Here is a 20464-nt window from a genome sequence, read left to right on the forward strand (position 1 = left end):
GTCATTGTTTATGAGGTAACTAGTCGAAATTATGGAATACTGTAAATACAATATGCAAATATGCATATTGTATTTATTTGGATATTAAATGTGTTAAAATTAAATATAAGGATTTTCGTATATAAAGAACTAAAATCAGAAATATCCAGTGAATTTTGAGAGGTGTTACATGTTTACAAACAAGAAATTAATTCGTTTTGGTCTAACATTACTTGTATGTTTATTTGTAATTGATTTTACAATCGGTTATTTTCAAGCATATCTTGAATCAGCAGGTATTAAATGGGTAATATCAGAAACTTGGAGAACTATTTTGTTAGATGCCCCTGAAAGTATATTGGTTATTTTAGGCGCAATTGCTTTATATGATTTTACAAAAGAAACATCGCCAAAAGACGCATCCATTTAAATGCGTCTTTTTTCTTTGCAGTAATTTCTTCAAAATCATGGAACACTCTCATTATTACGGCCAAAATCGTTAGTTCCTTTTATCTGTACATCTTTGTCATGTAAAGTGTTTTCAGGTTTTGTGACTATAGGCTGAAATGGTTAAATAAACGTTTGTTTAAGAAGTATGTTCGGTAGGAAGAAAGCGATGTAGATCAAGGGTTAACAAAGAAAAAAGGGGAGTTAATCAAACGTTTGTTTAAGAAGTATGTTCGGTAGGAAGAAACTGATACAACTCAAGGGTTAACAAAGAAAAAAGGGGAATTAATCAAACGTTTGTTTAAGAAGTATGTTCGGTAGGAAGAAAGCGATACAGCTCAAGGGTTAACAAAGAAAAAAGGGGAGTTAATCAAACGTTTGTTTAAGATATATGTTCGGCGAGTGATAAGAGAAGAATCTAAAAAAATTTATATAGTTATTTTTTCTTAACAAATGGCGGAAAAATAAGAAAAATTTGCAGGATTATTAAAAATTATCACGAAATAAGTAAAAGTTTAGCGAATAATCGTTTGAAATAATAAAACGTTTTCTATATGATAAAGGTAAAGGTTAGTAAAAAAGTAGGTGAATTTATGACAGTAACATTTTATTCATATCCAAAGTGTGGCACATGTCAAAAAGCAAAGAAATGGTTTGAGGCAAACGATGTAGCATATGAGATGATTCATATTGTTGAAAATCCACCATCAAAAGAAGATTTACGTAATTTACATGAAAAAAGTGAATTACCATTAAAAAAATTCTTTAATACAAGTGGAATGCGTTACCGTGAACTTGGTCTGAAAGATAAGTTAAAAGATGCAAGTGAAGACGAAATGTACGAGCTTTTAGCATCTGATGGCATGTTGATTAAACGTCCAATTGTAACAGATGGAACGAAGGTAACACTTGGTTTTAACGAAGAGCAGTTTGAAAGTGTGTGGAAAAAGTACCAATAAGGTATTTTTACATAATTAATACATTCACTGGAGGTACAGTCATGAGCATTCCAAATAATTTACGTTACTCTGAAGAACACGAATGGGTAAAAACTGAAGGTAATGAAGTTGTTATCGGTATTACTCACTTTGCACAAAGTGAGCTAGGCGATATCGTATTCGTTGAACTTCCAGAAGTAGGTGCAACAATCGAAGCTGACGAGCCATTCGGAAGCGTAGAATCTGTTAAAACAGTTTCTGAATTATACGCACCTGTAAGCGGTAAAGTTGTAGCAGTAAACGAAGAATTAAGTGACCAACCAGAACTTGTTAACGAATCTCCATACGAGGGTGCATGGATGGTTAAAGTTGAACTTTCTGATGCAAGCCAAGTTGAGAAGTTATTAACTGCTGAAAAATATGCAGAAATGACAAACCAAGACTAATTATAGTCGACTGAAGGACAGCCTTTGTGCTGTCCTTTTTTATTTTATGTAAAATAATGAACGTAGAATCATATACTAATTATCGTGTGGGAGAACGTTTTTTGGAAAAACTTTTTTGTTTTAAGCTTTATATAGTTCTAGCTGTTTTCGCTTCTTCTTGCAAGGCAAAAAGCGCCTTTACGTCAGAAGCTCCATCCCCCTCGCAATCTGAACGAGCCGCTTGCGCTTTTCTTTGTCCAGCTCCACCTCCTAGCCCTTCATGTCTAAGAACCTTCCGCACGAGAAGACAAAAAGCGTCTTCTGTGCGAAAGAACCTTAGCCAACAGGGCTAAGCAGTCGGTTCCGCTTTTCTTTTGCAAAAATAAACAGGAAACAACATGAAAATAACGAATATACTATATACTAAGTTAAAGGTTGTATAGTATATGGTGATCGGGTGATGACATATGGTTTATGTAGAAAAAGTCATTATTGTAGAAGGTACATCAGATAGAAGAAAGATTGAATCTATTATTCGGGAACCGGTGGAAATTGTTTGTACAAATGGTACAATTGGTTTGTCGAAAATGGATGAGCTCGTTGATCAGTTTTTTGATAAGGAAGTGTATGTACTAGTGGATGCTGATGATGCTGGAGAAAAGTTAAGGAAACAATTTCGAAAAGAATTCCCGCAAGCAGAGCATATTTATATTGATCGCTCGTACCGAGAAGTGGCAACTGCGCCATCTTCACACTTAGCAAATGTATTATGGGGAGCTGACATTGACGTTTATACAGAATATTTACGGTAAGGAATGATAGAAGTGATTGACTGGACAGGAGCCGAAGCTACAGCTCTAATAGAGAATGAAGAAAAAACAGTGTTATATGTATATACTCCAATGTGTGGAACATGCCAATTAGCAAAAAAGATGTTAACTGTCGTTGAGATGACAATTGAAGGTTTGAAAATTGGAATGTTAGATTTAAATTATGCTCCGCATTTCGCGAAAGAGTATGGGATCGAAAGTGTACCTTGTTTACTTGTTTTTGAAAATGGGACACTGATGAAGAAGATATACGCATTTCATTCGGTTGAATATTTATATACGGAATTAAAGTAGGCGGCAAAGTTTTTGTCGCCTCGACATATTTCTCGGGAAATATGTCGAGATGCAGGGTGGTTACAGTATTTGTCGAGCGAAAATAACAGGATTGCTCTTTAGTGAGAGGGAATGGTATGTGTAATAGAAAGTGATATGAAGGATGTGATTTAGAGTGAAATTATATTCTTTGCTGCAATCATTTGTAAATTACGCTAATGGTCAATATCATTTAGAACCGCTTTTAAGACAAGGAGAAAAAACTGTTAATTTCCGCTTTGGAGATGAAAGTTGTTCGTTACAAATTTCAAGAGATTATATAGAGCTGTTGAAAGAAGAAAGAGGAACAGAGCAAATTGTGTGTGTAGATGAAGAAGATGTAAAAGAATTGGTGAACGGCAATGTACGATTGCAAATGTTAATGAACGATGGACGTGTACAATATTCGGGAACGTATCGAACGATGCTATTAGTTGAATCGATGTTTCATATATGTAAACCGATGTCAGTAGGTGCTTAAAATTCTGAAGTTTCATTTTTTGCGAAAATTTCTGTTGACATGGTGTGTGGATATTGATACAATTCAATTCATAAAATATAGATAATTTCATAAATTACAAATCAGACGAAAATGTAATCTGATTTCTCTTATCAAGAGAGGTGGAGGGACTGTGCCCTGTGAAGCCCGGCAACCGTCAACTTTATGTTGAAATGGTGCCAATTCCTGCAAAGCAAATGCTTTGAGAGATGAGAGAGAGGGATAATGTTGTTATATATGCACATAAACCTTTCTGCTTCTCTAAGGCAGAAAGGTTTTTTTGTTGTTTGAATGTGGAGGACATTCAAATAATAAAAGTAGTGATAACGGTGGACTACACGCATTAAACATAAAAAATTGCGGAGTCGATCCAAACAAAAAAGGGGTGATACACCATGATTCTATTAGAGAATGTAAAGAAAATATATAAAGCAAAAAGCGGTGATGTCACTGCTGTAGATAATGCCAATTTAAAAATAGAGAAAGGTGAGATATTTGGTGTTATCGGATATAGTGGCGCTGGAAAAAGTTCTTTAATTCGATTATTCAATCAGTTGGAGAAACCAACTTCAGGCCAAATTACAATTGCAAATCGCGTCATTTCAGCGATTACAGGAAGCGAACTTCGTAAGGCAAGGCAAGAAATCGGAATGATTTTTCAACACTTCAACTTACTTTGGTCACGAACTGTACGTGAAAATATTGAGTTCCCACTTGAAATTGCAGGTGTTGATAAGGCGAAGAGAAGAAAACGCGTGGATGAGTTAATCCATCTTGTTGGATTAGAAGGAAGAGGAGACGCGTACCCATCTCAGCTGAGCGGAGGACAAAAGCAACGTGTTGGTATTGCGAGAGCTTTAGCTAACAATCCGCAAGTACTTTTATGTGATGAAGCAACGTCAGCTCTTGATCCAGAAACGACAGATCAAATTTTAGATCTATTATTAGATATTAATAAACGTCTTGGTTTAACGATTGTACTCATTACACATGAGATGCACGTAATTCGAAAGATTTGTAATCGTGTTGCAGTAATGGAAAAAGGGAAGATTGTAGAAACAGGTCCAGTACTTGATGTGTTCCGTAATCCGCAGCAAGACATTACGAAACGATTTGTACAGCAGTTAACGGATTCTGAAGATACAAATGAAACGATTGAAAGTTTAATTGAAAAATATCCAGATGGAAAAGTAGTTCGTTTGCAGTTTATCGGTGAAGCGGTAGAAAGACCAGTACTTCAAAGATTAATGCAACGCAGTGATATAGAAGTTAGCATTTTGCAAGGAAATATCGCACAAACGAATAACGGCTCTTACGGTAGTTTAGTTGTTCATTTAAATGGTGAGGAAACAGCGATTCAGCAAGCAATAGAGGGAATACATCAAGATCAAGTAGAGCTGGAGGTGATTGCACATGGATAAGTTACTCACAAATGTTGATTGGAATCAAATGTTAGAAGCAACTGGTGAAACGTTATATATGACGGCAATCGCCGCTCTTGCCACATTTGTTTTAGGACTCATTTTAGGATTGTTACTCTTTATGACAGCGAAAGATAATTTATGGGAAAACAAAGCGGTTAACACAGCGATTGGAGCTTTCGTAAACATTTTCCGCTCGATACCGTTCATTATTTTAATCATTTTATTAATTCCATTCACAAAGATTTTGCTTGGAACAATTCTTGGAGCGAGTGCAGCACTTCCAGCTTTAATTATTGGAGCGGCACCATTTTATGCAAGAATGGTTGAAATTGCACTTCGCGAAATTGATAAAGGTGTAATTGAAGCTTCAAAAGCGATGGGAGCAAAAACAAGCACAATTATTTTGAAAGTGTTAATTCCAGAATCGTTACCAGCGTTAGTATCTGGTATTACGGTTACGACAATTGCTTTAGTGGGCTATACAGCAATGGCGGGAGTTGTTGGTGCTGGTGGTCTTGGAACACTTGCTTATTTAGAAGGATTCCAACGAGGAAATAACGACGTAACAATCGTTGCGACAATTTGTGTATTATTAGTTGTATTTTTCATTCAGTGGATTGGTGATCGTGTAACGACTCGAATAGATAAACGATAATAAAAAACGGGAGGATGTTTCAAATGAAAAAATTATTACTTACAGCACTGATTTCAACTTCAATTTTGGGGCTAGCTGCTTGTGGCGGAAAAGATAAAGATGAAAAGAAACTTGTTGTGGGGGCTTCTAACGTACCGCATGCGGTTATTTTAGAAAAGGCTAAACCTTTATTAGAGAAAAAAGGAATTGAGTTAGAAGTGAAAAAATTCCAAGACTACGTATTACCAAATAAATCGTTAGCGGATAAGGATTTAGATGCAAACTACTTCCAGCACATTCCGTATTTAGAAAAAGAAATGAAAGATAAAAAATATGATTTTGAAGTAGCAGGAAAGATTCATTTAGAACCGATTGGTGTATATTCTCAAAAATATAAGAGCTTAAAAGAACTTCCAGACGGAGCGACAATTATTATGAGTAATTCAGTTGCTGACCATGGACGTGGTCTAGCAATTTTACAAAAAGAAGGTATTTTAAAAATTAAAGACGGAGTAGATCCGGTTAAAGCAACTCCAAAAGATATTGCGGATAACCCGAAAAACTTGAAATTCAAAACAGATATTGAGCCTGGTTTATTGCCACAAGTGTATAACAATAAAGAAGGCGACGCGGTTCTAATTAACTCGAACTATGCAATTGATGCGAAGTTAAACCCAGAAAAAGATGCAATTGCAATTGAAAGTAATGATTCACCATACGCAAACGTAGTAGCTGTTCGTAAAGGCGATAAAGATAAGAAAGAGATTAAAGCTCTTGTAGAAGTATTACATTCTAAAGAAATTGAAGATTTCATTAATAAAGAATATAAAGGGGCAGTTGTTCCTGTAAAAGAATAATTGCTGTAAAAGGGCTGGTGTATGCCAGCCCTTTTTATAACTACATAATTATACGGGAGAAGGGGACATCATATGAAAAAGATTCTATTGTCAGTTGTTACAGCGCTGTCTATATTTACATTAGCTGCTTGCGGAGGAAAAGAGGAGAATAAGCTTGTTGTGGGAGCTTCTAACGTACCGCACGCTGTTATTTTAGAAAAGGCACAGCCGATATTAGAGAAAAAGGGTATTAAATTAGAAATTAAAAAATTCCAAGATTATGTGCTGCCGAATAAAGCGTTAGCGGATAAGGAAATTGATGCAAACTACTTCCAGCACATTCCTTACTTAGATAAAGAAATTCAAGAAAAAGGATATAAAATTGTAAACGCAGGGAAAATTCATTTAGAGCCAATGGGCATTTATTCTAAGAAATATAAAAGCTTAAAAGACTTACCAGATGGCGGGACAGTGATTATGAGTAATAACGTAGCGGAGCGTGGCCGTATGCTAGCGCTGTTACAAAAAGGCGGCGTTATTAAATTAAAAGACGGAGTAGATGTTGTGAAAGCAACAGTAAAAGATGTTGTAGAAAATCCGAAAAACTTAAAGTTTAAAACAGATGTAGAGCCTGGTCTTTCACCGAAGTTATATGAAAATAATGAAGGTGATGCATTATTTATTAATTCAAACTATGCAATTGATGCAAAATTAAATCCAACAAAGGATGCGATTGCGATTGAAGGATCAGACTCTCCGTATGCAAATATTATTGCAGTTCGTAAAGGTGACGAGAAGAAAAAAGAAATTAAGGAGCTAGTAGAAGTGCTGCATTCAAAAGAAATTCAAGATTTTATTAATAAAGAATATAAAGGTGCTGTACTTCCGGTAAGTGAATAGATATAAGGAAAGGGCTGGAAATTTACCAGTCCTTTTTTCTTTATATAAATAAGAAGAAAGGTGTATCATATAAGGATGCAAGTGAAATACTTATATACATTTGTGAAAAAATTGTTACTTTTTTTCATCGTTTGCGATATCATTTTATTTGATATAAAATTAGAATGAGAATAAAATGAGAATATGAACGTTTTAGGAATTTTTAAAATGTATATATAGGATTAATGGAGGTATTGAGATGGCTGGTTCTACATTAACGGTTAAAGACTTACACGTATCAATTGATGGCAAAGAAATTTTAAAAGGTGTAAACCTTGAAGTAAAAGGTGGAGAAATCCACGCAATTATGGGACCTAACGGAACAGGTAAATCAACTTTATCTTCTGCAATTATGGGTCACCCAAAATATGAAGTAACAGAAGGTAGCATCATCATCGACGGTGAAGATGTATTAGAAATGGAAGTAGACGAGCGCGCGCAAGCAGGTCTATTCCTAGCAATGCAATATCCAAGTGAAATTAGCGGAGTAACAAACGCTGACTTCTTACGTTCTGCAATTAACGCACGTCGTGAAGAAGGCGATGAAATTTCTCTTATGAAATTTATCCGTAAATTAGATAAAAACATGGAATTCCTAGAAATGGATCCAGAAATGGCACAACGTTACTTAAACGAAGGTTTCTCTGGCGGTGAGAAAAAACGTAACGAAATTCTTCAATTAATGATGATTGAGCCAAAAATCGCAATCTTAGACGAAATTGACTCAGGTCTTGATATCGATGCATTAAAAGTTGTATCTAAAGGTATTAACGAAATGCGCGGCGAAGACTTCGGTTGCCTAATGATTACGCATTACCAACGTTTATTAAACTACATCACTCCAGACTTCGTTCACGTTATGATGAACGGTCGTATCGTTAAATCTGGTGGCCCTGAGCTTGCACAACGTCTAGAAGCTGAAGGTTACGACTGGATTAAAAAAGAATTAGGTATTGAAGACGAAACAACAGAGCAAGAAGCGTAAGAGAGGAGCATAAACATGACAATCGGTACATTACCTTTCGATCAAGAAATAATCCGTCAACGCGCAAGCGAAGTAAACGAAGCAGCTTGGTTGACTGAGTTCCGCTTACAAGCTCTTGCACAAGCAACTGAACTTCCAATGCCAACTCCTGATAAAACGAAAATTGACAAATGGGACTTTATCGGAAAAGGCGACGCTGCTAAGCAAGAGCCTGTAAGTTCTTTAACAGAGCTTCCAGAAGCAGTGAAAAACTTAATCGATGAAAATAACAGCGTATTAGTGCAACGTACTGGTACAACTGCATTCGTTTCTTTAGCAGACGAAGCAAAAGAAAAAGGTGTTATTTTCACAGACATCGTAACAGCTGCAACAGAGCATGCTGAACTAGTACAAAAGTACTTAATGAAAGACGGCGTGAAGGTAGACGAGCATCGTCTAACTGCACTTCATGCTGCATTAATCAACGGTGGTGCATTCGTATATGTTCCGAAAAACGTTGTTCTTGAAACGCCACTTCAAGCTGTATTCTTAGTAGACGGCGAAGAAGCTAACGTATATAACCACGTATTATTCGTAGCTGATGCGAACAGTACTGCAACTTATGTAGAAAACTACGTTGCAAATGAAAATGCTAAAGGTATTGCAAATATCGTAGCAGAAGTAATCGTGGAACAAGGCGCACAAGTGAAATTCGGTGCGGTTGATTTATTAGCAAAAGACGTAACAACTTACGTTAACCGCCGCGGTATTGTTGGACGCGACGGCCGCGTTGATTGGGCTCTAGGCCTTATGAATGACGGAAACACAATTTCAGAGAACGTTACAAACTTAATGGGCGACGGTTCATATGCTGATACGAAAACAGTAACAATTGGCCGTGGTAACCAAACACAAAACTTTACAACTAAAGTTGTTCACTTCGGTAAACATTCTGAAGGTTGGATTTTAAAACACGGTGTACAGAAAGATAGTGCAACATCTATCTTTAACGGAATTGGTAAGATTGAACACGGTGCATCTAAGTCAAATGCACAACAATCTTCTCGCGTTCTTATGTTAGATGAGAAAGCACGCGGTGATGCAAACCCAATTCTTTTAATTGACGAAGATGATGTTATGGCAGGTCACGCAGCTTCAGTAGGTCGCGTAGATCCAACTCAACTATACTACTTAATGAGCCGTGGTATTCCAAAACGCGAAGCAGAACGTTTAGTCATCCATGGATTCTTAGCACCTGTAGTTAATGAGCTTCCAATTGAAGGAGTAAAAGCACAGCTTGTTGAGGTAATTGAAAGGAAAGTTCGCTAATGAATATTCATGAAATACGCAAACAGTTTCCAATTCTTGATCAAAAAGTGAACGGCAAACAACTTGTTTATTTCGATAGTGCAGCAACTTCTCAAAAACCAATTCAAGTCATTGAAACGTTAGAACGTTACTATAAAGAATACAATTCTAACGTGCATCGCGGTGTTCATACGCTCGGTACGAAAGCTACCGACGCGTATGAAGGTGCACGGGAGAAAGTTCGCAAGTTTATTAATGCGAAATCAATGGAAGAGATTATTTTCACGCGCGGAACGACAACTGCATTAAATACAGTAGCGGCTAGCTATGGTCTTGAAAATGTAAAAGAAGGCGATGAAATCGTTATTTCTTACATGGAGCACCATAGTAACATCATTCCGTGGCAACAAGTTGCGAAGAAAACTGGTGCAACTTTAAAATATCTTCCGCTTCAACCAGATGGGACAATTTCAATAGAAGATGCTCGTCAAACAATTACACCGAATACAAAAATCGTTTCTATCATGTATGTTTCTAACGTACTTGGAACGATTAACCCTGTAAAAGAAATCGGAGCAATCGCACATGAGAATGGCGCAATTATGGTCGTTGACGGTGCACAAAGTACACCTCATATGAAAGTAGATGTACAAGATTTAAACTGTGATTTCTACGCATTATCTGCTCATAAGATGTGCGGACCTACAGGTATCGGCGTATTATATGGTAAGAAAGAATTGCTAAACAATATGGAGCCAATTGAATTTGGCGGTGAAATGATTGATTTCGTAGATTTACAAGAATCTACTTGGAAAGAGCTTCCGTGGAAGTTTGAAGCAGGTACACCGATTATCGGTAATGCAATCGGACTTGGTGCGGCAATTGATTTCCTAGAAGAAATCGGTCTTGATAATATTGAAAAGCATGAGCATGAATTAGCGCAATACGCTTTAGAAAGACTATCAGAAGTAGATGGCGTTACAATTTATGGTCCAAAGCATCGCGCTGGTCTTGTTACATTTAATATTGAAGACGTACATCCTCACGATGTAGCGACTGTATTAGATGTAGAAGGTATTGCGGTTCGCGCAGGACACCACTGTGCACAACCGCTTATGAAGTGGCTGAAAGCTTCTTCAACAGCACGTGCGAGCTTCTATTTATATAATACAAAAGAAGAAATTGATACATTTGTTGAATCGCTAATCAAGACAAAGGAGTATTTCACAAATGTCATTTAATAATTTAGATACGTTATATCGTCAAGTTATTATGGATCATTACAAAAATCCTCGTAACCATGGCGTGCTAGAAGATAGTGTTACAGTTAACTTGAACAATCCAACTTGCGGCGATCGTATTCAACTTACGATGAAAGTAGAAGAAGGTATTGTGCAAGAAGCGAAGTTTGAAGGAGAAGGATGTTCTATCTCAATGTCTTCAGCTTCCATGATGACACAAGCAGTAAAAGGTAAGAAAATTGAAGAGGCGCTTCAGCTTTCTAAAATTTTCTCTGACATGATGCTAGGAAAAGAGTACGATGACAGCATCGATTTAGGAGATATTGAAGCATTACAAGGCGTATGCAAGTTCCCTGCACGTATTAAATGTGCAACATTAGCGTGGAAAGCGTTAGAAAAGGGCTTAAACGAAGATAAGTAATGTTAAAGGTTCCTAAAAACGAGGTTATCTAAGGAGGGACACACCAACATGGCGAAGCAACTGCCAGATATCGGCGATTATAAATATGGTTTCAAAGACAAAGACGTTTCGATTTTCCGTGCTGGACGCGGTTTAACAAAAGAGATCGTTGAAGAGATTTCACGTATGAAAGAAGAACCACAGTGGATGTTAGACTTCCGTTTAAAATCACTGGATAAGTTCTATGAAATGCCAATGCCACAATGGGGCGGCGACTTAAACGACTTAGATTTCGATGAAATTACGTACTACGTAAAACCATCTGAGAAATCTGAGAAGTCTTGGGATGAAGTACCTGATGAAATTAAAGCGACATTTGATAAATTAGGTATTCCAGAAGCTGAGCAAAAATATTTAGCTGGTGTATCTGCACAGTACGAATCTGAAGTTGTATACCACAACATGAAAGAAGACCTAGAAGCTCTAGGAATCGTCTTCAAAGATACAGATAGCGCATTAAAAGAGAACGAAGATATTTTCCGTGAGCATTTCGGAAAAGTAATCCCACCAACAGACAACAAATTCGCAGCATTAAACTCTGCAGTTTGGTCTGGTGGATCATTCATCTACGTTCCAAAAGGTGTGAAAGTTGATACACCACTTCAAGCGTATTTCCGTATTAACTCTGAAAATATGGGACAATTCGAGCGTACGCTTATCATCGTAGACGAAGGCGCACACGTACACTACGTAGAAGGTTGTACAGCACCTGTTTACACGACTAACTCACTTCACAGTGCGGTAGTAGAAATCATCATTAAGAAAGATGCATATTGCCGTTATACAACAATCCAAAACTGGGCGAACAACGTATACAACCTAGTTACAAAACGTGCGGTTTGTGAAGAAAACGCAACGATGGAATGGATTGACGGTAACATCGGATCTAAATTAACGATGAAATACCCAGCAGTTATCTTAAAAGGCGAAGGTGCTCGTGGTTTAACATTATCTATCGCGATTGCTGGTAAAGGCCAACACCAAGATGCTGGTGCGAAAATGATTCACTTAGCACCAAACACATCTTCAACAATCGTTTCTAAATCGATTGCGAAGCATGGTGGTAAAGTAACTTACCGTGGTATTGTACACTTCGGACCAAAAGCGAAAAACTCTCGCTCTAACATCGAGTGTGACACGTTAATCATGGATAACCAATCTACATCTGATACAATTCCTTACAACGAAATTAAAAACGATTACGTTTCACTTGAGCACGAGGCGAAAGTATCGAAAGTATCAGAAGAACAATTATTCTACCTAATGAGCCGTGGTATTTCTGAGCAAGAAGCTACAGAAATGATCGTAATGGGCTTCATCGAGCCATTCACTCGCGAACTTCCAATGGAATACGCAGTTGAAATGAACCGCCTAATCAAGTTTGAGATGGAAGGTTCTATCGGTTAAATAGAAATGCGGAGCCGACTGTTCAGACCCGTTGGCTAAGGTTCTTCCGCACAGAAGATGCTTTTTATCTTCTCGTGCGGAAGGTTCTTAGACATGAGGGTCTAGGAGGCGAAGCTGGACAATATATGTATGAAGAAAGCGCCCTGCTGTGCAGGGCGCTTTTTTTATTGTGTGAGCTTGGCTTGGGGTGGGGTTAGCCGAGATACCCAGGTGGGTTTCTGGCTAAATATATCAGCGATTTTTCAAATATATCGACGATAACTCCGAATATATCAGCGATTATTTCAATATATCGGCGATTCGACAAAGGATATCGACTTATCAACAAATTACGACAGGAAGAACAGGTCGTATACCCCGAACTTAAATCGTATCCACCTTATCCACAGATTTAACACGTTCCAAAATATACTTCATCCCAACAAAAGAACCGTACCCAATTAAAGCTCCTAGCATATTCAATATGATGTCATCAATATCGAAAACACCAGTAAAGGTAAGGAGTTGTAACGATTCAATTAATAAAATAAACTTAATAAAAATTTTGGATGCTATTTTTACATTGTTAATTTGTTTAAATAATAAAGGTAGCAGGAATCCGAATGGGATGAATATGATGACGTTTCCTAATGTGTTCATAAGTACGATTTCTATATTATAAGGATCTAGTAAATGAGTAGGATCGAATCCACTTAAATAGTTGATTGTACTTCTGAAAGGAACTAAGTTTATTAACCCACCGTGTATAGCATGCCAGTCACCTGTTTCAAAGAAGTACTTCAGATTACCAAAGTAAAAAGCTGACCTCCCGAGCAATAGTTTAAATAACAAAATAAGCGAATACGGTAAAAACAATCCCCAGCCAATCCACTGTACATATTTTTGAGTAGAAGATTGCATCGCTTTTTCAATTTCAGTTCCTAAAGTAGAGGCTTCTCCAAAGTTTTGAATGGCTAATGCAGTAGCTTCTTTTTCAGATTTTCCTTGATCGAGAAATTCTTGTTTTAAGCTTGTGAGATGATCATAAATTTCGAAGTATAGTTCGCTTTTATCAGATTGGGATAGGTTTGTTTTTTGAACGATACTCTTTATGTATTTTTCAATCGTCATTAATTTAAAGCTCCTTTCTGACAAGTTTTAATAAGAGCTGTAACTGAATCCCACGCTGTTAGTTTTTCTTCTAAAATTTTCTTTCCGTTCGTAGTGATGCGATAAAATTTTCGTTTCATACCCGTTTCAGATTCGCCCCAGTAGGAATTTATTAAATCCTTTTGTTCCAGACGTTTGAGTGCTGGATAGAGTGTACCTTGGCTCATTGTGTATAAATCATTGCTGTTTTCTTTTAGCTTTTGAATAATTTCATATCCGTACGTATCGTGCTGTTTAATGATGGAGAGAAGTAAAATATCAATACTTCCTTTTAATATCTCTTTATCCATTTTATGGTTCACCACCTTATAATGAGATTGTAACACGACATATGTCGTGTTACAAGGTATATATGCATGAGTATACCCCTGCTAGTATACATTTCAATATATCAGCGATTTTTCAAATATATCGACGATTATTTCAATATATCAGCGATTATTTCAATATATCGGCGATTCGACAAGGAATATCGACTTATCAACAAATTACGACATAGCAGAGCGGGCGTATACCCCTCAATATTTAGATGATATGCATGAAGTGGCCGAATGGAAGTAGTTGAGGCTAAGATATTGACAAACCCCCACAAGGAACCCCCACAACACCCCCACAAGAAAACCAAACAAACACCTCGTAAAACCACTCAACAAACTTTCTGACAAATCCCACCCCCGTTCTCTCAACGAATCCAACAACTAAAAAGAAAGTTTCTCATATGAAAAAGGGCAATCTTTTGCTTTTTCTCACAATGCGAGTACAATGTAAAATAGCAAGAAAAGACGAAAAGTATTTACAGGATTATTGCGTACGCATAGCGTAAATGGCAGTAAGGAACTGAGAGGAGGTTTTTTCTCTGAATATAAATAAAGAAACAATGATCCACCTTTATCATACAAACGATATACATAGTCATTTTGAAAATTGGCCGCAAATTTCTCGGTTTGTACAAGGAGAGAAAAAGCGAAGACAGGAAGCGGGAGAGACCGTTTTGACTGTAGATATCGGCGATCATGTGGATCGTTTTCATAGTATTTCGGAAGCGACGAATGGGCTTGGCAATACGAAGCTTTTAAATGAGGCGTTATATGATTATGTAACGATCGGAAACAATGAAGGAATTACGTTAGCGAAGGAGCATTTGAATCGCCTATATGATGATGCTGGATTTGAGGTGCTTGTCGCGAATTTATTTGAAAAAGAAGGGGTACGTCCGGAGTGGGCAAAGCCTTATAAATTACATACAACGACAGATGGGATTACGATTGCTTTTATCGGATTAACGGTTGCGTATCCAGAGTTTTATCAAATGTTAGATTGGCATATTGAAGATCCAATCGAGCATTTAGAGTCTATTTTAGAAGAAGTGAGAGATGAGGCTCATATAACGGTTGTCCTTTCTCACCTTGGAAAAAGCATGGATGAGCATATGGCGGAGCATTATGATATAGATGTTATTTTAGGGGCACATACGCATCATTTATTTGAGCGTGGTGTTCTTATGAATAATACGTTACTATGCTGTTGTGAGAAGTGGGGACGTTACGTTGGGCACGTTCAGCTTACTGTGGATAAAGAGACGAAGAAGTTGTTGAAAAAGGATGGTAGAGCGATTAAGACTGAACGTTTAGGTGCTTATAGCAAACCGTTATCCACAATTGAAGCGCTGCAGGAAGAAAGTGAACATATTATGGAAGAGCCTGTCGTTCATTTAAAGGAATCATTACCGGTTGATTGGTTTCATGAGACAGCATTTTCGCACATGTTAGCAAATGCGCTGAAAAACTGGTGTGGTGCAGAGATTGGTATGGTGAACGCTGGTGTACTTCTTGAAGGATTAGAAGAAGGCGTTGTGACGCGCGGAGATATTCACAGAATTTGTCCACATCCCATTAATCCATGTTTATTGAAAGTGCCGGGGAAAACGTTACGAGAAGTGATCTTGAAAGCACGCCGCCCGAATATGGAGAACCTTGAGGTAAAAGGATTCGGATTCCGCGGGAAAGTAATGGGAAAAATGATTTACGCTGGTGTAGAAGTCATTCCAGATACGATTCCTGGGAATAAAATTTTACTCGAAGATGTATTGATTAACGGGGAATCGCTTGAGTTAGATCGTATATATACAGTAGGAACGATTGATATGTTTACATTCGGCTACTTATACCCAGAGCTATCCACACTTTCTGACAAACAATATTATATGCCAGAACTACTTAGAGATGTGTTAACAGACATGTTAATAACTTATACATCTTCCGTCAAACTATAGGCTAGTTAACTTGTAACACTCATTTTTCTCTTGTCATACAGATAAGAAAGAGAGGAGTGTGAACTATGGTTAATGTGGAGACAATTATAATCGATAATTATACGTTTATTGCGGTTAGCGTCAAACTTCCAAAGACAAATTTGCTAGCTGTAATGAGCGATAAAGGATATATTATGTGCGGTGCATTAGATGTAGGTCTTTTAAATGAGAAGTTAGGGGATCGAGGTATTATTGCTGGCCGCGCGGTTGGTGTAAGAACGATTGAACAACTTCTTGAAGCACCGCTAGAATCAGTAACGATTGAAGCCGAAGCGTTAGGTATTACGGCTGGCACAATCGGAAAAGAAGCATTATTAAAAATGAGATAAGCATATATCGTCCCTCCTTCTTGCATAGAAATGATATAAGAAGGAGGGTTTTGTATGAGTATATTTCGTTCGAAAAATTCGCGGTTTCGAAGGGGACCTGTTTCCTTTCGGCATATACTGCTTATGTCGTTTATTCTTTTTGTCATATTACTCGTGCAAGGATTATGGATTGTGAATAGCAGCATTCAGCCGACATTAATGAAATATGGAGAAGTAGAGACACATAAAATGGCGACAGCGGTTATGACGAAGGCGGTAAAAGATAGAATTGATGAGGGATTCGATGTCGATTCATTAATGAAAGTACAAAATGATAAAAACGGGAAAGTATCCACAATTAATTTAAATACGAAGCAAGTAAATGAAATCGTAACGTCAACGACCACATACATAGAAAAATATTTACAGCAAGTAGAACAAGGGAATTTGAAGGGGCTAGGTATTTCTGAAAAAAATGGGGCAACAATGGCAGTTCCGTTTGGCCGTGTAACAAATAATGCACTTCTTGGAAATATCGGACCCGACATTCCAATTGATTTCACAACGATTGGTCATGTGAATACGGATATTAAACAAAAAATTGAGCCGCACGGAATCAATACGACAGCGATTCAAATTATTATGGAGATGGAAGTGACGTTGCAAGTCATTATTCCATTTCATACGAAAGAAATAAAAGTAAAACAAGATGTTCCGATTGCGACGCGTATCGTTCAAGGGGAAGTGCCTACGTATTATGGAAGCGGAAGTGTTGTTGTACCTGATAAAAAGAAAACGGATAGTTAGTCGAATATAAAAAATAACCGTAGCAATGTGCTACGGTTATCGTTTTGTATTCGCGCGTTCTTTTCGCTCCCAAAGACTTAAATGCATGTATGGATCGAAAGCCCATTCTGTATAACCATTGTCTTTATACATACCGAAATGTAGGTGGGGCGGGAATTTTCCAGCTGTGCCGGGAGGTCCGTAACCGGTGCTACCAACAAATCCGATTACTTTTCCAGGCTCGACAATTTGCCCAAGCTGTATTTCTTTTGAGAATCCACCTAAATGAGCGTAATAATGGTAATTATTATGAAGGTCGCGAATGCCGATGCGCCATCCGCCAAGGCGGTTCCAGCCTTTTGTTTCAATAATGCCATAGCAAGTGGATCTTACTGGCACGCCATAGCCTGCAAAAATATCAGTTCCTTCATGAACTCTTCGTCCTCCAAAACTTCTTCCAGCGCCGAAAGTACTACGGTAGCTATGGTCACTGCGAATAGGGAGAGGAAACGCATTTCCTTCTAAATTAATACGTCCATAATGTTTATAAATTTGGGCGTATTCGGTGATTAAATCAACTGTTTTTGCACGTCTATAATATTCCCAGAGCATGATTTTAATACGTTCTTCTGACGTTCCTTGTTTCTTTAAAATCGTTGCTGCTGTATGCAAAAGATCACGGTCGTTATTTGCATTTGCAAATCCATCTTTGTCACCATCTAAACCTAACCCGCCAAATAGAGCAATTGTATGGGGGAGAGTGTCGTTACCATTAACAGGTCCAGCCCATATTTCTGGTTTGAAATAAAGGGAAATGATGGCATCTGGTTTTTTCGGAATATCTTTTCTTACGCTCCGTATATTTCTTTCGTATTGATCCATTGCAGCTAAGTAATACCACGGAATGCCTGAAGCTTGCTCGGTTTCTTTATATAGTGCCATGCGCTTTTCGTATATGCTTTGCTGATTATCTTCACCGTAAGCGATGTTTTGGTGGAGAAGAAAGCAAATCGAAAGCAAAAGAGAAATTTTTCGAAGCATGAAATAGACTCCTTTCACATCATCACTCTTTTTAGTGTGGGATATACGGAGTATTTCATTATAGGGAACGATTGGAAAAAATCTTAGAATCTTCATTTGAGCAAATCGCTTTCATACGTTAGAATAGATATGTTACATTGAAAGAAGCGAACACGGTAAACTATTTCATATTGTGCGGAGTTGATAACCATGACAAAACAAACAGAATATAAGCGCAAGCCCGAATGGTTGAAAATTAAGTTAAACACGAATGAAAACTATACAGGCTTAAAGAAAATGATGCGTTCTAAAAATCTTCATACAGTTTGTGAGGAAGCAAAATGTCCGAATATTCATGAATGCTGGGCTGTAAGAAAAACAGCAACATTTATGATTTTAGGTGCGGTTTGTACACGTGCTTGTCGTTTTTGTGCGGTTAAAACAGGCTTACCAACTGAGCTTGATTTACAAGAGCCAGAACGCGTAGCAGATTCTGTAGTACAGATGGGCTTAAAGCACGTTGTTATAACAGCGGTTGCACGTGATGATTTAAAAGATGGTGGAGCAGCTGTTTTTGCTGAAACAGTACGCGCTGTACGTCGTAAAAATCCATTTACGTCAATCGAAGTATTACCATCTGATATGGGTGGAGTAGAAGAAAACTTAAAAATGTTAATGGATGCAAAACCAGATATTTTAAACCATAACATTGAAACAGTACGTCGATTATCTGACCGAGTTCGCGCTAGAGCAAAATATGATCGTTCATTAGAGTTTTTACGTCGAGCAAAAGAAATGCAGCCTGATATTCCAACTAAATCGAGCATTATGGTGGGCTTAGGTGAAACGAGAGAAGATTTAATTGAAGCAATGGATGACTTACGTGCAAACAATGTAGATATTTTAACTCTTGGACAATACCTACAACCATCTAAGAAGCATTTACCAGTTCTTAAATATTACCCACCAGCAGAATTTGCAGAGCTAAAAGAAATTGCACTTAGCAAAGGCTTTAGCCACTGTGAAGCTGGCCCACTTGTGCGTTCTTCTTACCATGCGGACGAGCAAGTTCGTTCTGCAAAAGAAAACACAGCAGAAGCAAAATAATGAAAAAAGGGAGCTAATGATTAGCTCTCTTTTTGTTTGTACTCCAAAACAGTATTTGAACATGTTAATAAAATCTTTTTTAATTCTTCTGTGGATAATTCAATTGTAAATTCAGGTACACCAGGTGTAATTAAAATTTTATCGTACGTATAAATAGCGTTATCCACAATAATTGTTACATCGTGTGAATACCCGAAAGGAGCTACACATCCCGGCGTACAACCAGTTTTGTCTCGCAGTTCATCAGGAGAACAGAGAGATAAGCGTTCTCCCGTTAGTTCTTTCATCTCTCCGCGGTTAAGCCTTGTGCCCTCTAACGTGAAAAATACGTAATAATCTCCAGCCTTTGATTTTAAAAATAAGCTTTTACTTGGAGTGCCTTGTAAGCCAAGCCTCTCGCGTACGATCCGATCTGTCTCATAATCGAGTACCGGTTCATGTTCAAATTTTTCATAAGAAACATTTGTTTTATGTAGTAAAGCAAGTACATCTTCGTACATATGGAGTGATACCCCTTTCTATTATTAGTACAGTTCCTTCTCGTGGCGTCAACTGAATGTGTTGGAAAGAGATATTACTTGGACGGTGCTTTCCATAATCGTTTTAGGCTACATTGTTCATCAATTGTAATTTCGTACATATCAGGATTGGTTAAAGCTTTCCATTCATGAAAGCCGATCGTATGATCAAGGTGCTTTAAAATGAGCGTAAGTAAGTTTCCATGTGTAACGAGTAATGTTGTAGAATGGTTTAATTTTAAAACGTCTTCGATAAGCGATATAGCACGGTCCGTTGCTTGTTTTGTTGACTCTCCGCCTGAAAAGGCAATATCTATATTTATAAAAGTAGATTCTAGTTTTTGCATCCAATCGTCCATTGGAACGTCGCTTAATATGCGTTCAGCTAATCGTTCATCTTCTTGGATAGACAAATTAGCTTGGAGTGCATAGGGCCGAATAGAATCGATAGCTCGCACAAATGGGCTTGAAATAATATGATCTATTTGTAGTTGGTTTTCTAAGAGGAATGTAGCAAGGGTGTTTGCTTGTTTTTTTCCATCGGTCGTTAATTCGGCATCACGTTCTTGGCCAGTTGCTGAACAATGTCGTATTACAATAATTTTCTTCATAATTCATCCCC

General features: G+C 37.6%; 24 protein-coding genes and 1 riboswitch. Of the genes, 19 read left to right on the top strand and 5 right to left on the bottom strand.

Annotation, left to right across the window (positions count from 1 at the left end):
- The first annotated feature begins 169 nt into the window (after nt 1-169).
- The 15 genes from LMD38_RS01855 (at nt 170) to sufB (ending at nt 12643) form a co-directional block, all read left to right on the top strand.
- On the top strand, nt 170-409 hold the full coding sequence (locus LMD38_RS01855) for a DUF3937 family protein (RefSeq protein WP_016718835.1): 240 nt from the start codon (nt 170-172) through the stop codon (nt 407-409).
- Nucleotides 410-1019: 610 nt separating this feature from the next.
- On the top strand, nt 1020-1385 hold the full coding sequence (locus tag LMD38_RS01860; protein WP_000218967.1) for an arsenate reductase family protein: 366 nt from the start codon (nt 1020-1022) through the stop codon (nt 1383-1385).
- 41 nt (nt 1386-1426) lie between these two features.
- Complete coding sequence (gene gcvH / locus LMD38_RS01865; RefSeq protein WP_000026900.1) at nt 1427-1810, top strand: glycine cleavage system protein GcvH; 384 nt, start codon at nt 1427-1429, stop codon at nt 1808-1810.
- 446 nt (nt 1811-2256) lie between these two features.
- Entirely contained in the window at nt 2257-2601 is a 345-nt protein-coding gene (locus LMD38_RS01870) for a toprim domain-containing protein (protein WP_000263237.1), read from the top strand.
- A 3-nt stretch (nt 2602-2604) separates the two neighbouring features.
- Nucleotides 2605-2913: a thioredoxin family protein gene (locus tag LMD38_RS01875; RefSeq protein ID WP_001974355.1), complete on the top strand. Its 309-nt coding sequence runs from the start codon at nt 2605-2607 to the stop codon at nt 2911-2913.
- 154 nt (nt 2914-3067) lie between these two features.
- The gene (locus tag LMD38_RS01880) at nt 3068-3412 is read left to right on the top strand and encodes a hypothetical protein (RefSeq protein ID WP_000781222.1); all 345 of its coding nucleotides are present in this window, start codon (nt 3068-3070) and stop codon (nt 3410-3412) included.
- Nucleotides 3413-3537: 125 nt separating this feature from the next.
- A riboswitch (SAM riboswitch) is annotated at nt 3538-3646 on the top strand.
- 179 nt (nt 3647-3825) lie between these two features.
- A complete protein-coding gene (locus LMD38_RS01885) occupies nt 3826-4851 on the top strand; it encodes a methionine ABC transporter ATP-binding protein (protein WP_000601777.1) in 1026 nt (341 codons plus the stop codon).
- Nucleotides 4844-5509 carry a methionine ABC transporter permease gene (locus tag LMD38_RS01890; protein WP_000359556.1) on the top strand — a complete coding sequence of 222 codons (666 nt, stop codon included), beginning with the start codon at nt 4844-4846 and terminating at the stop codon, nt 5507-5509. The genes LMD38_RS01885 and LMD38_RS01890 overlap by 8 nt, the downstream gene beginning before the upstream one ends.
- A 23-nt stretch (nt 5510-5532) precedes the next feature.
- Nucleotides 5533-6345 (top strand): methionine ABC transporter substrate-binding lipoprotein MetQ, encoded by an 813-nt coding sequence (gene metQ, locus LMD38_RS01895; RefSeq protein ID WP_016718832.1) that lies wholly within the window; start codon nt 5533-5535, stop codon nt 6343-6345.
- Nucleotides 6346-6417: 72 nt separating this feature from the next.
- Complete coding sequence (metQ, locus tag LMD38_RS01900) at nt 6418-7224, top strand: methionine ABC transporter substrate-binding lipoprotein MetQ (protein WP_062822284.1); 807 nt, start codon at nt 6418-6420, stop codon at nt 7222-7224.
- A 238-nt stretch (nt 7225-7462) separates the two neighbouring features.
- Entirely contained in the window at nt 7463-8248 is a 786-nt protein-coding gene (gene sufC / locus LMD38_RS01905; protein WP_000929157.1) for a Fe-S cluster assembly ATPase SufC, read from the top strand.
- A gap of 15 nt (nt 8249-8263) precedes the next feature.
- On the top strand, nt 8264-9556 hold the full coding sequence (sufD, locus tag LMD38_RS01910) for a Fe-S cluster assembly protein SufD (protein ID WP_016718831.1): 1293 nt from the start codon (nt 8264-8266) through the stop codon (nt 9554-9556).
- Entirely contained in the window at nt 9556-10776 is a 1221-nt protein-coding gene (gene sufS / locus LMD38_RS01915; RefSeq protein WP_001020761.1) for a cysteine desulfurase SufS, read from the top strand. Before sufD ends, sufS begins: the two co-directional genes overlap by 1 nt.
- Complete coding sequence (gene sufU / locus LMD38_RS01920) at nt 10766-11197, top strand: Fe-S cluster assembly sulfur transfer protein SufU (RefSeq protein ID WP_000009523.1); 432 nt, start codon at nt 10766-10768, stop codon at nt 11195-11197. Before sufS ends, sufU begins: the two co-directional genes overlap by 11 nt.
- 48 nt (nt 11198-11245) lie before the next feature.
- Entirely contained in the window at nt 11246-12643 is a 1398-nt protein-coding gene (gene sufB, locus LMD38_RS01925; protein WP_001118823.1) for a Fe-S cluster assembly protein SufB, read from the top strand.
- A 363-nt stretch (nt 12644-13006) separates the two neighbouring features.
- Here the strand turns inward: sufB and LMD38_RS01930 are convergent, their stop codons facing one another.
- Both LMD38_RS01930 and LMD38_RS01935 read right to left on the bottom strand, forming a co-directional pair.
- The gene (locus tag LMD38_RS01930) at nt 13007-13753 is read right to left on the bottom strand and encodes a VanZ family protein (RefSeq protein WP_061183277.1); all 747 of its coding nucleotides are present in this window, start codon (nt 13751-13753) and stop codon (nt 13007-13009) included.
- The gene (locus LMD38_RS01935) at nt 13753-14082 is read right to left on the bottom strand and encodes a PadR family transcriptional regulator (protein WP_000356633.1); all 330 of its coding nucleotides are present in this window, start codon (nt 14080-14082) and stop codon (nt 13753-13755) included. The genes LMD38_RS01930 and LMD38_RS01935 overlap by 1 nt, the downstream gene beginning before the upstream one ends.
- Nucleotides 14083-14669: 587 nt before the next feature.
- On the opposite strand from LMD38_RS01935, the gene LMD38_RS01940 reads away from it, so the two are divergent.
- The 3 genes from LMD38_RS01940 (at nt 14670) to yunB (ending at nt 17218) form a co-directional block, all read left to right on the top strand.
- On the top strand, nt 14670-16064 hold the full coding sequence (locus LMD38_RS01940; protein WP_080454398.1) for a bifunctional metallophosphatase/5'-nucleotidase: 1395 nt from the start codon (nt 14670-14672) through the stop codon (nt 16062-16064).
- A gap of 65 nt (nt 16065-16129) precedes the next feature.
- Nucleotides 16130-16432, top strand: a complete 303-nt coding sequence (locus LMD38_RS01945) for a YunC family protein (RefSeq protein ID WP_062822285.1) — start codon at nt 16130-16132, stop codon at nt 16430-16432.
- Between the two features lie 54 nt (nt 16433-16486).
- Nucleotides 16487-17218, top strand: coding sequence for a sporulation protein YunB (gene yunB / locus LMD38_RS01950; RefSeq protein WP_062822286.1), 732 nt, complete (start codon nt 16487-16489; stop codon nt 17216-17218).
- 36 nt (nt 17219-17254) lie between these two features.
- On the opposite strand, the gene LMD38_RS01955 is transcribed toward yunB, so the two are convergent.
- On the bottom strand, nt 17255-18238 hold the full coding sequence (locus LMD38_RS01955) for a M23 family metallopeptidase (RefSeq protein WP_016718826.1): 984 nt from the start codon (nt 18236-18238) through the stop codon (nt 17255-17257).
- Nucleotides 18239-18427: 189 nt separating this feature from the next.
- On the opposite strand from LMD38_RS01955, the gene lipA reads away from it, so the two are divergent.
- On the top strand, nt 18428-19324 hold the full coding sequence (gene lipA / locus LMD38_RS01960; protein ID WP_000166370.1) for a lipoyl synthase: 897 nt from the start codon (nt 18428-18430) through the stop codon (nt 19322-19324).
- Between the two features lie 20 nt (nt 19325-19344).
- Here the strand turns inward: lipA and LMD38_RS01965 are convergent, their stop codons facing one another.
- Nucleotides 19345-19824 carry a YbaK/EbsC family protein gene (locus LMD38_RS01965; protein WP_000272744.1) on the bottom strand — a complete coding sequence of 160 codons (480 nt, stop codon included), beginning with the start codon at nt 19822-19824 and terminating at the stop codon, nt 19345-19347.
- 74 nt (nt 19825-19898) lie between these two features.
- Nucleotides 19899-20453 (bottom strand): histidine phosphatase family protein, encoded by a 555-nt coding sequence (locus LMD38_RS01970; RefSeq protein WP_016718825.1) that lies wholly within the window; start codon nt 20451-20453, stop codon nt 19899-19901.
- Nucleotides 20454-20464: the final 11 nt, after the last annotated feature.

The organism is Bacillus pacificus (assembly GCF_020861345.1).
GTDB lineage: Bacteria > Bacillota > Bacilli > Bacillales > Bacillaceae_G > Bacillus_A > Bacillus_A pacificus.

Bases quoted from the DNA above. Each gene is read 5' to 3' on its own strand.
- sufD (WP_016718831.1), top strand. From the start codon at position 8,264: ATGACAATCGGTACATTACCTTTCGATCAAGAAATAATCCGTCAACGC.
- LMD38_RS01955 (WP_016718826.1), bottom strand. From the start codon at position 18,238: ATGCTTCGAAAAATTTCTCTTTTGCTTTCGATTTGCTTTCTTCTCCAC.
- LMD38_RS01945 (WP_062822285.1), top strand. From the start codon at position 16,130: ATGGTTAATGTGGAGACAATTATAATCGATAATTATACGTTTATTGCG.
- yunB (WP_062822286.1), top strand. From the start codon at position 16,487: ATGAGTATATTTCGTTCGAAAAATTCGCGGTTTCGAAGGGGACCTGTT.
- LMD38_RS01940 (WP_080454398.1), top strand. From the start codon at position 14,670: ATGATCCACCTTTATCATACAAACGATATACATAGTCATTTTGAAAAT.
- LMD38_RS01935 (WP_000356633.1), bottom strand. From the start codon at position 14,082: ATGGATAAAGAGATATTAAAAGGAAGTATTGATATTTTACTTCTCTCC.
- LMD38_RS01860 (WP_000218967.1), top strand. From the start codon at position 1,020: ATGACAGTAACATTTTATTCATATCCAAAGTGTGGCACATGTCAAAAA.
- LMD38_RS01970 (WP_016718825.1), bottom strand. From the start codon at position 20,453: ATGAAGAAAATTATTGTAATACGACATTGTTCAGCAACTGGCCAAGAA.
- metQ (WP_016718832.1), top strand. From the start codon at position 5,533: ATGAAAAAATTATTACTTACAGCACTGATTTCAACTTCAATTTTGGGG.
- sufU (WP_000009523.1), top strand. From the start codon at position 10,766: ATGTCATTTAATAATTTAGATACGTTATATCGTCAAGTTATTATGGAT.
- metQ (WP_062822284.1), top strand. From the start codon at position 6,418: ATGAAAAAGATTCTATTGTCAGTTGTTACAGCGCTGTCTATATTTACA.
- LMD38_RS01875 (WP_001974355.1), top strand. From the start codon at position 2,605: ATGATAGAAGTGATTGACTGGACAGGAGCCGAAGCTACAGCTCTAATA.
- gcvH (WP_000026900.1), top strand. From the start codon at position 1,427: ATGAGCATTCCAAATAATTTACGTTACTCTGAAGAACACGAATGGGTA.
- sufB (WP_001118823.1), top strand. From the start codon at position 11,246: ATGGCGAAGCAACTGCCAGATATCGGCGATTATAAATATGGTTTCAAA.
- LMD38_RS01870 (WP_000263237.1), top strand. From the start codon at position 2,257: ATGGTTTATGTAGAAAAAGTCATTATTGTAGAAGGTACATCAGATAGA.
- LMD38_RS01885 (WP_000601777.1), top strand. From the start codon at position 3,826: ATGATTCTATTAGAGAATGTAAAGAAAATATATAAAGCAAAAAGCGGT.
- sufC (WP_000929157.1), top strand. From the start codon at position 7,463: ATGGCTGGTTCTACATTAACGGTTAAAGACTTACACGTATCAATTGAT.
- LMD38_RS01965 (WP_000272744.1), bottom strand. From the start codon at position 19,824: ATGTACGAAGATGTACTTGCTTTACTACATAAAACAAATGTTTCTTAT.
- sufS (WP_001020761.1), top strand. From the start codon at position 9,556: ATGAATATTCATGAAATACGCAAACAGTTTCCAATTCTTGATCAAAAA.
- LMD38_RS01855 (WP_016718835.1), top strand. From the start codon at position 170: ATGTTTACAAACAAGAAATTAATTCGTTTTGGTCTAACATTACTTGTA.
- LMD38_RS01890 (WP_000359556.1), top strand. From the start codon at position 4,844: ATGGATAAGTTACTCACAAATGTTGATTGGAATCAAATGTTAGAAGCA.
- LMD38_RS01930 (WP_061183277.1), bottom strand. From the start codon at position 13,753: ATGACGATTGAAAAATACATAAAGAGTATCGTTCAAAAAACAAACCTA.
- lipA (WP_000166370.1), top strand. From the start codon at position 18,428: ATGACAAAACAAACAGAATATAAGCGCAAGCCCGAATGGTTGAAAATT.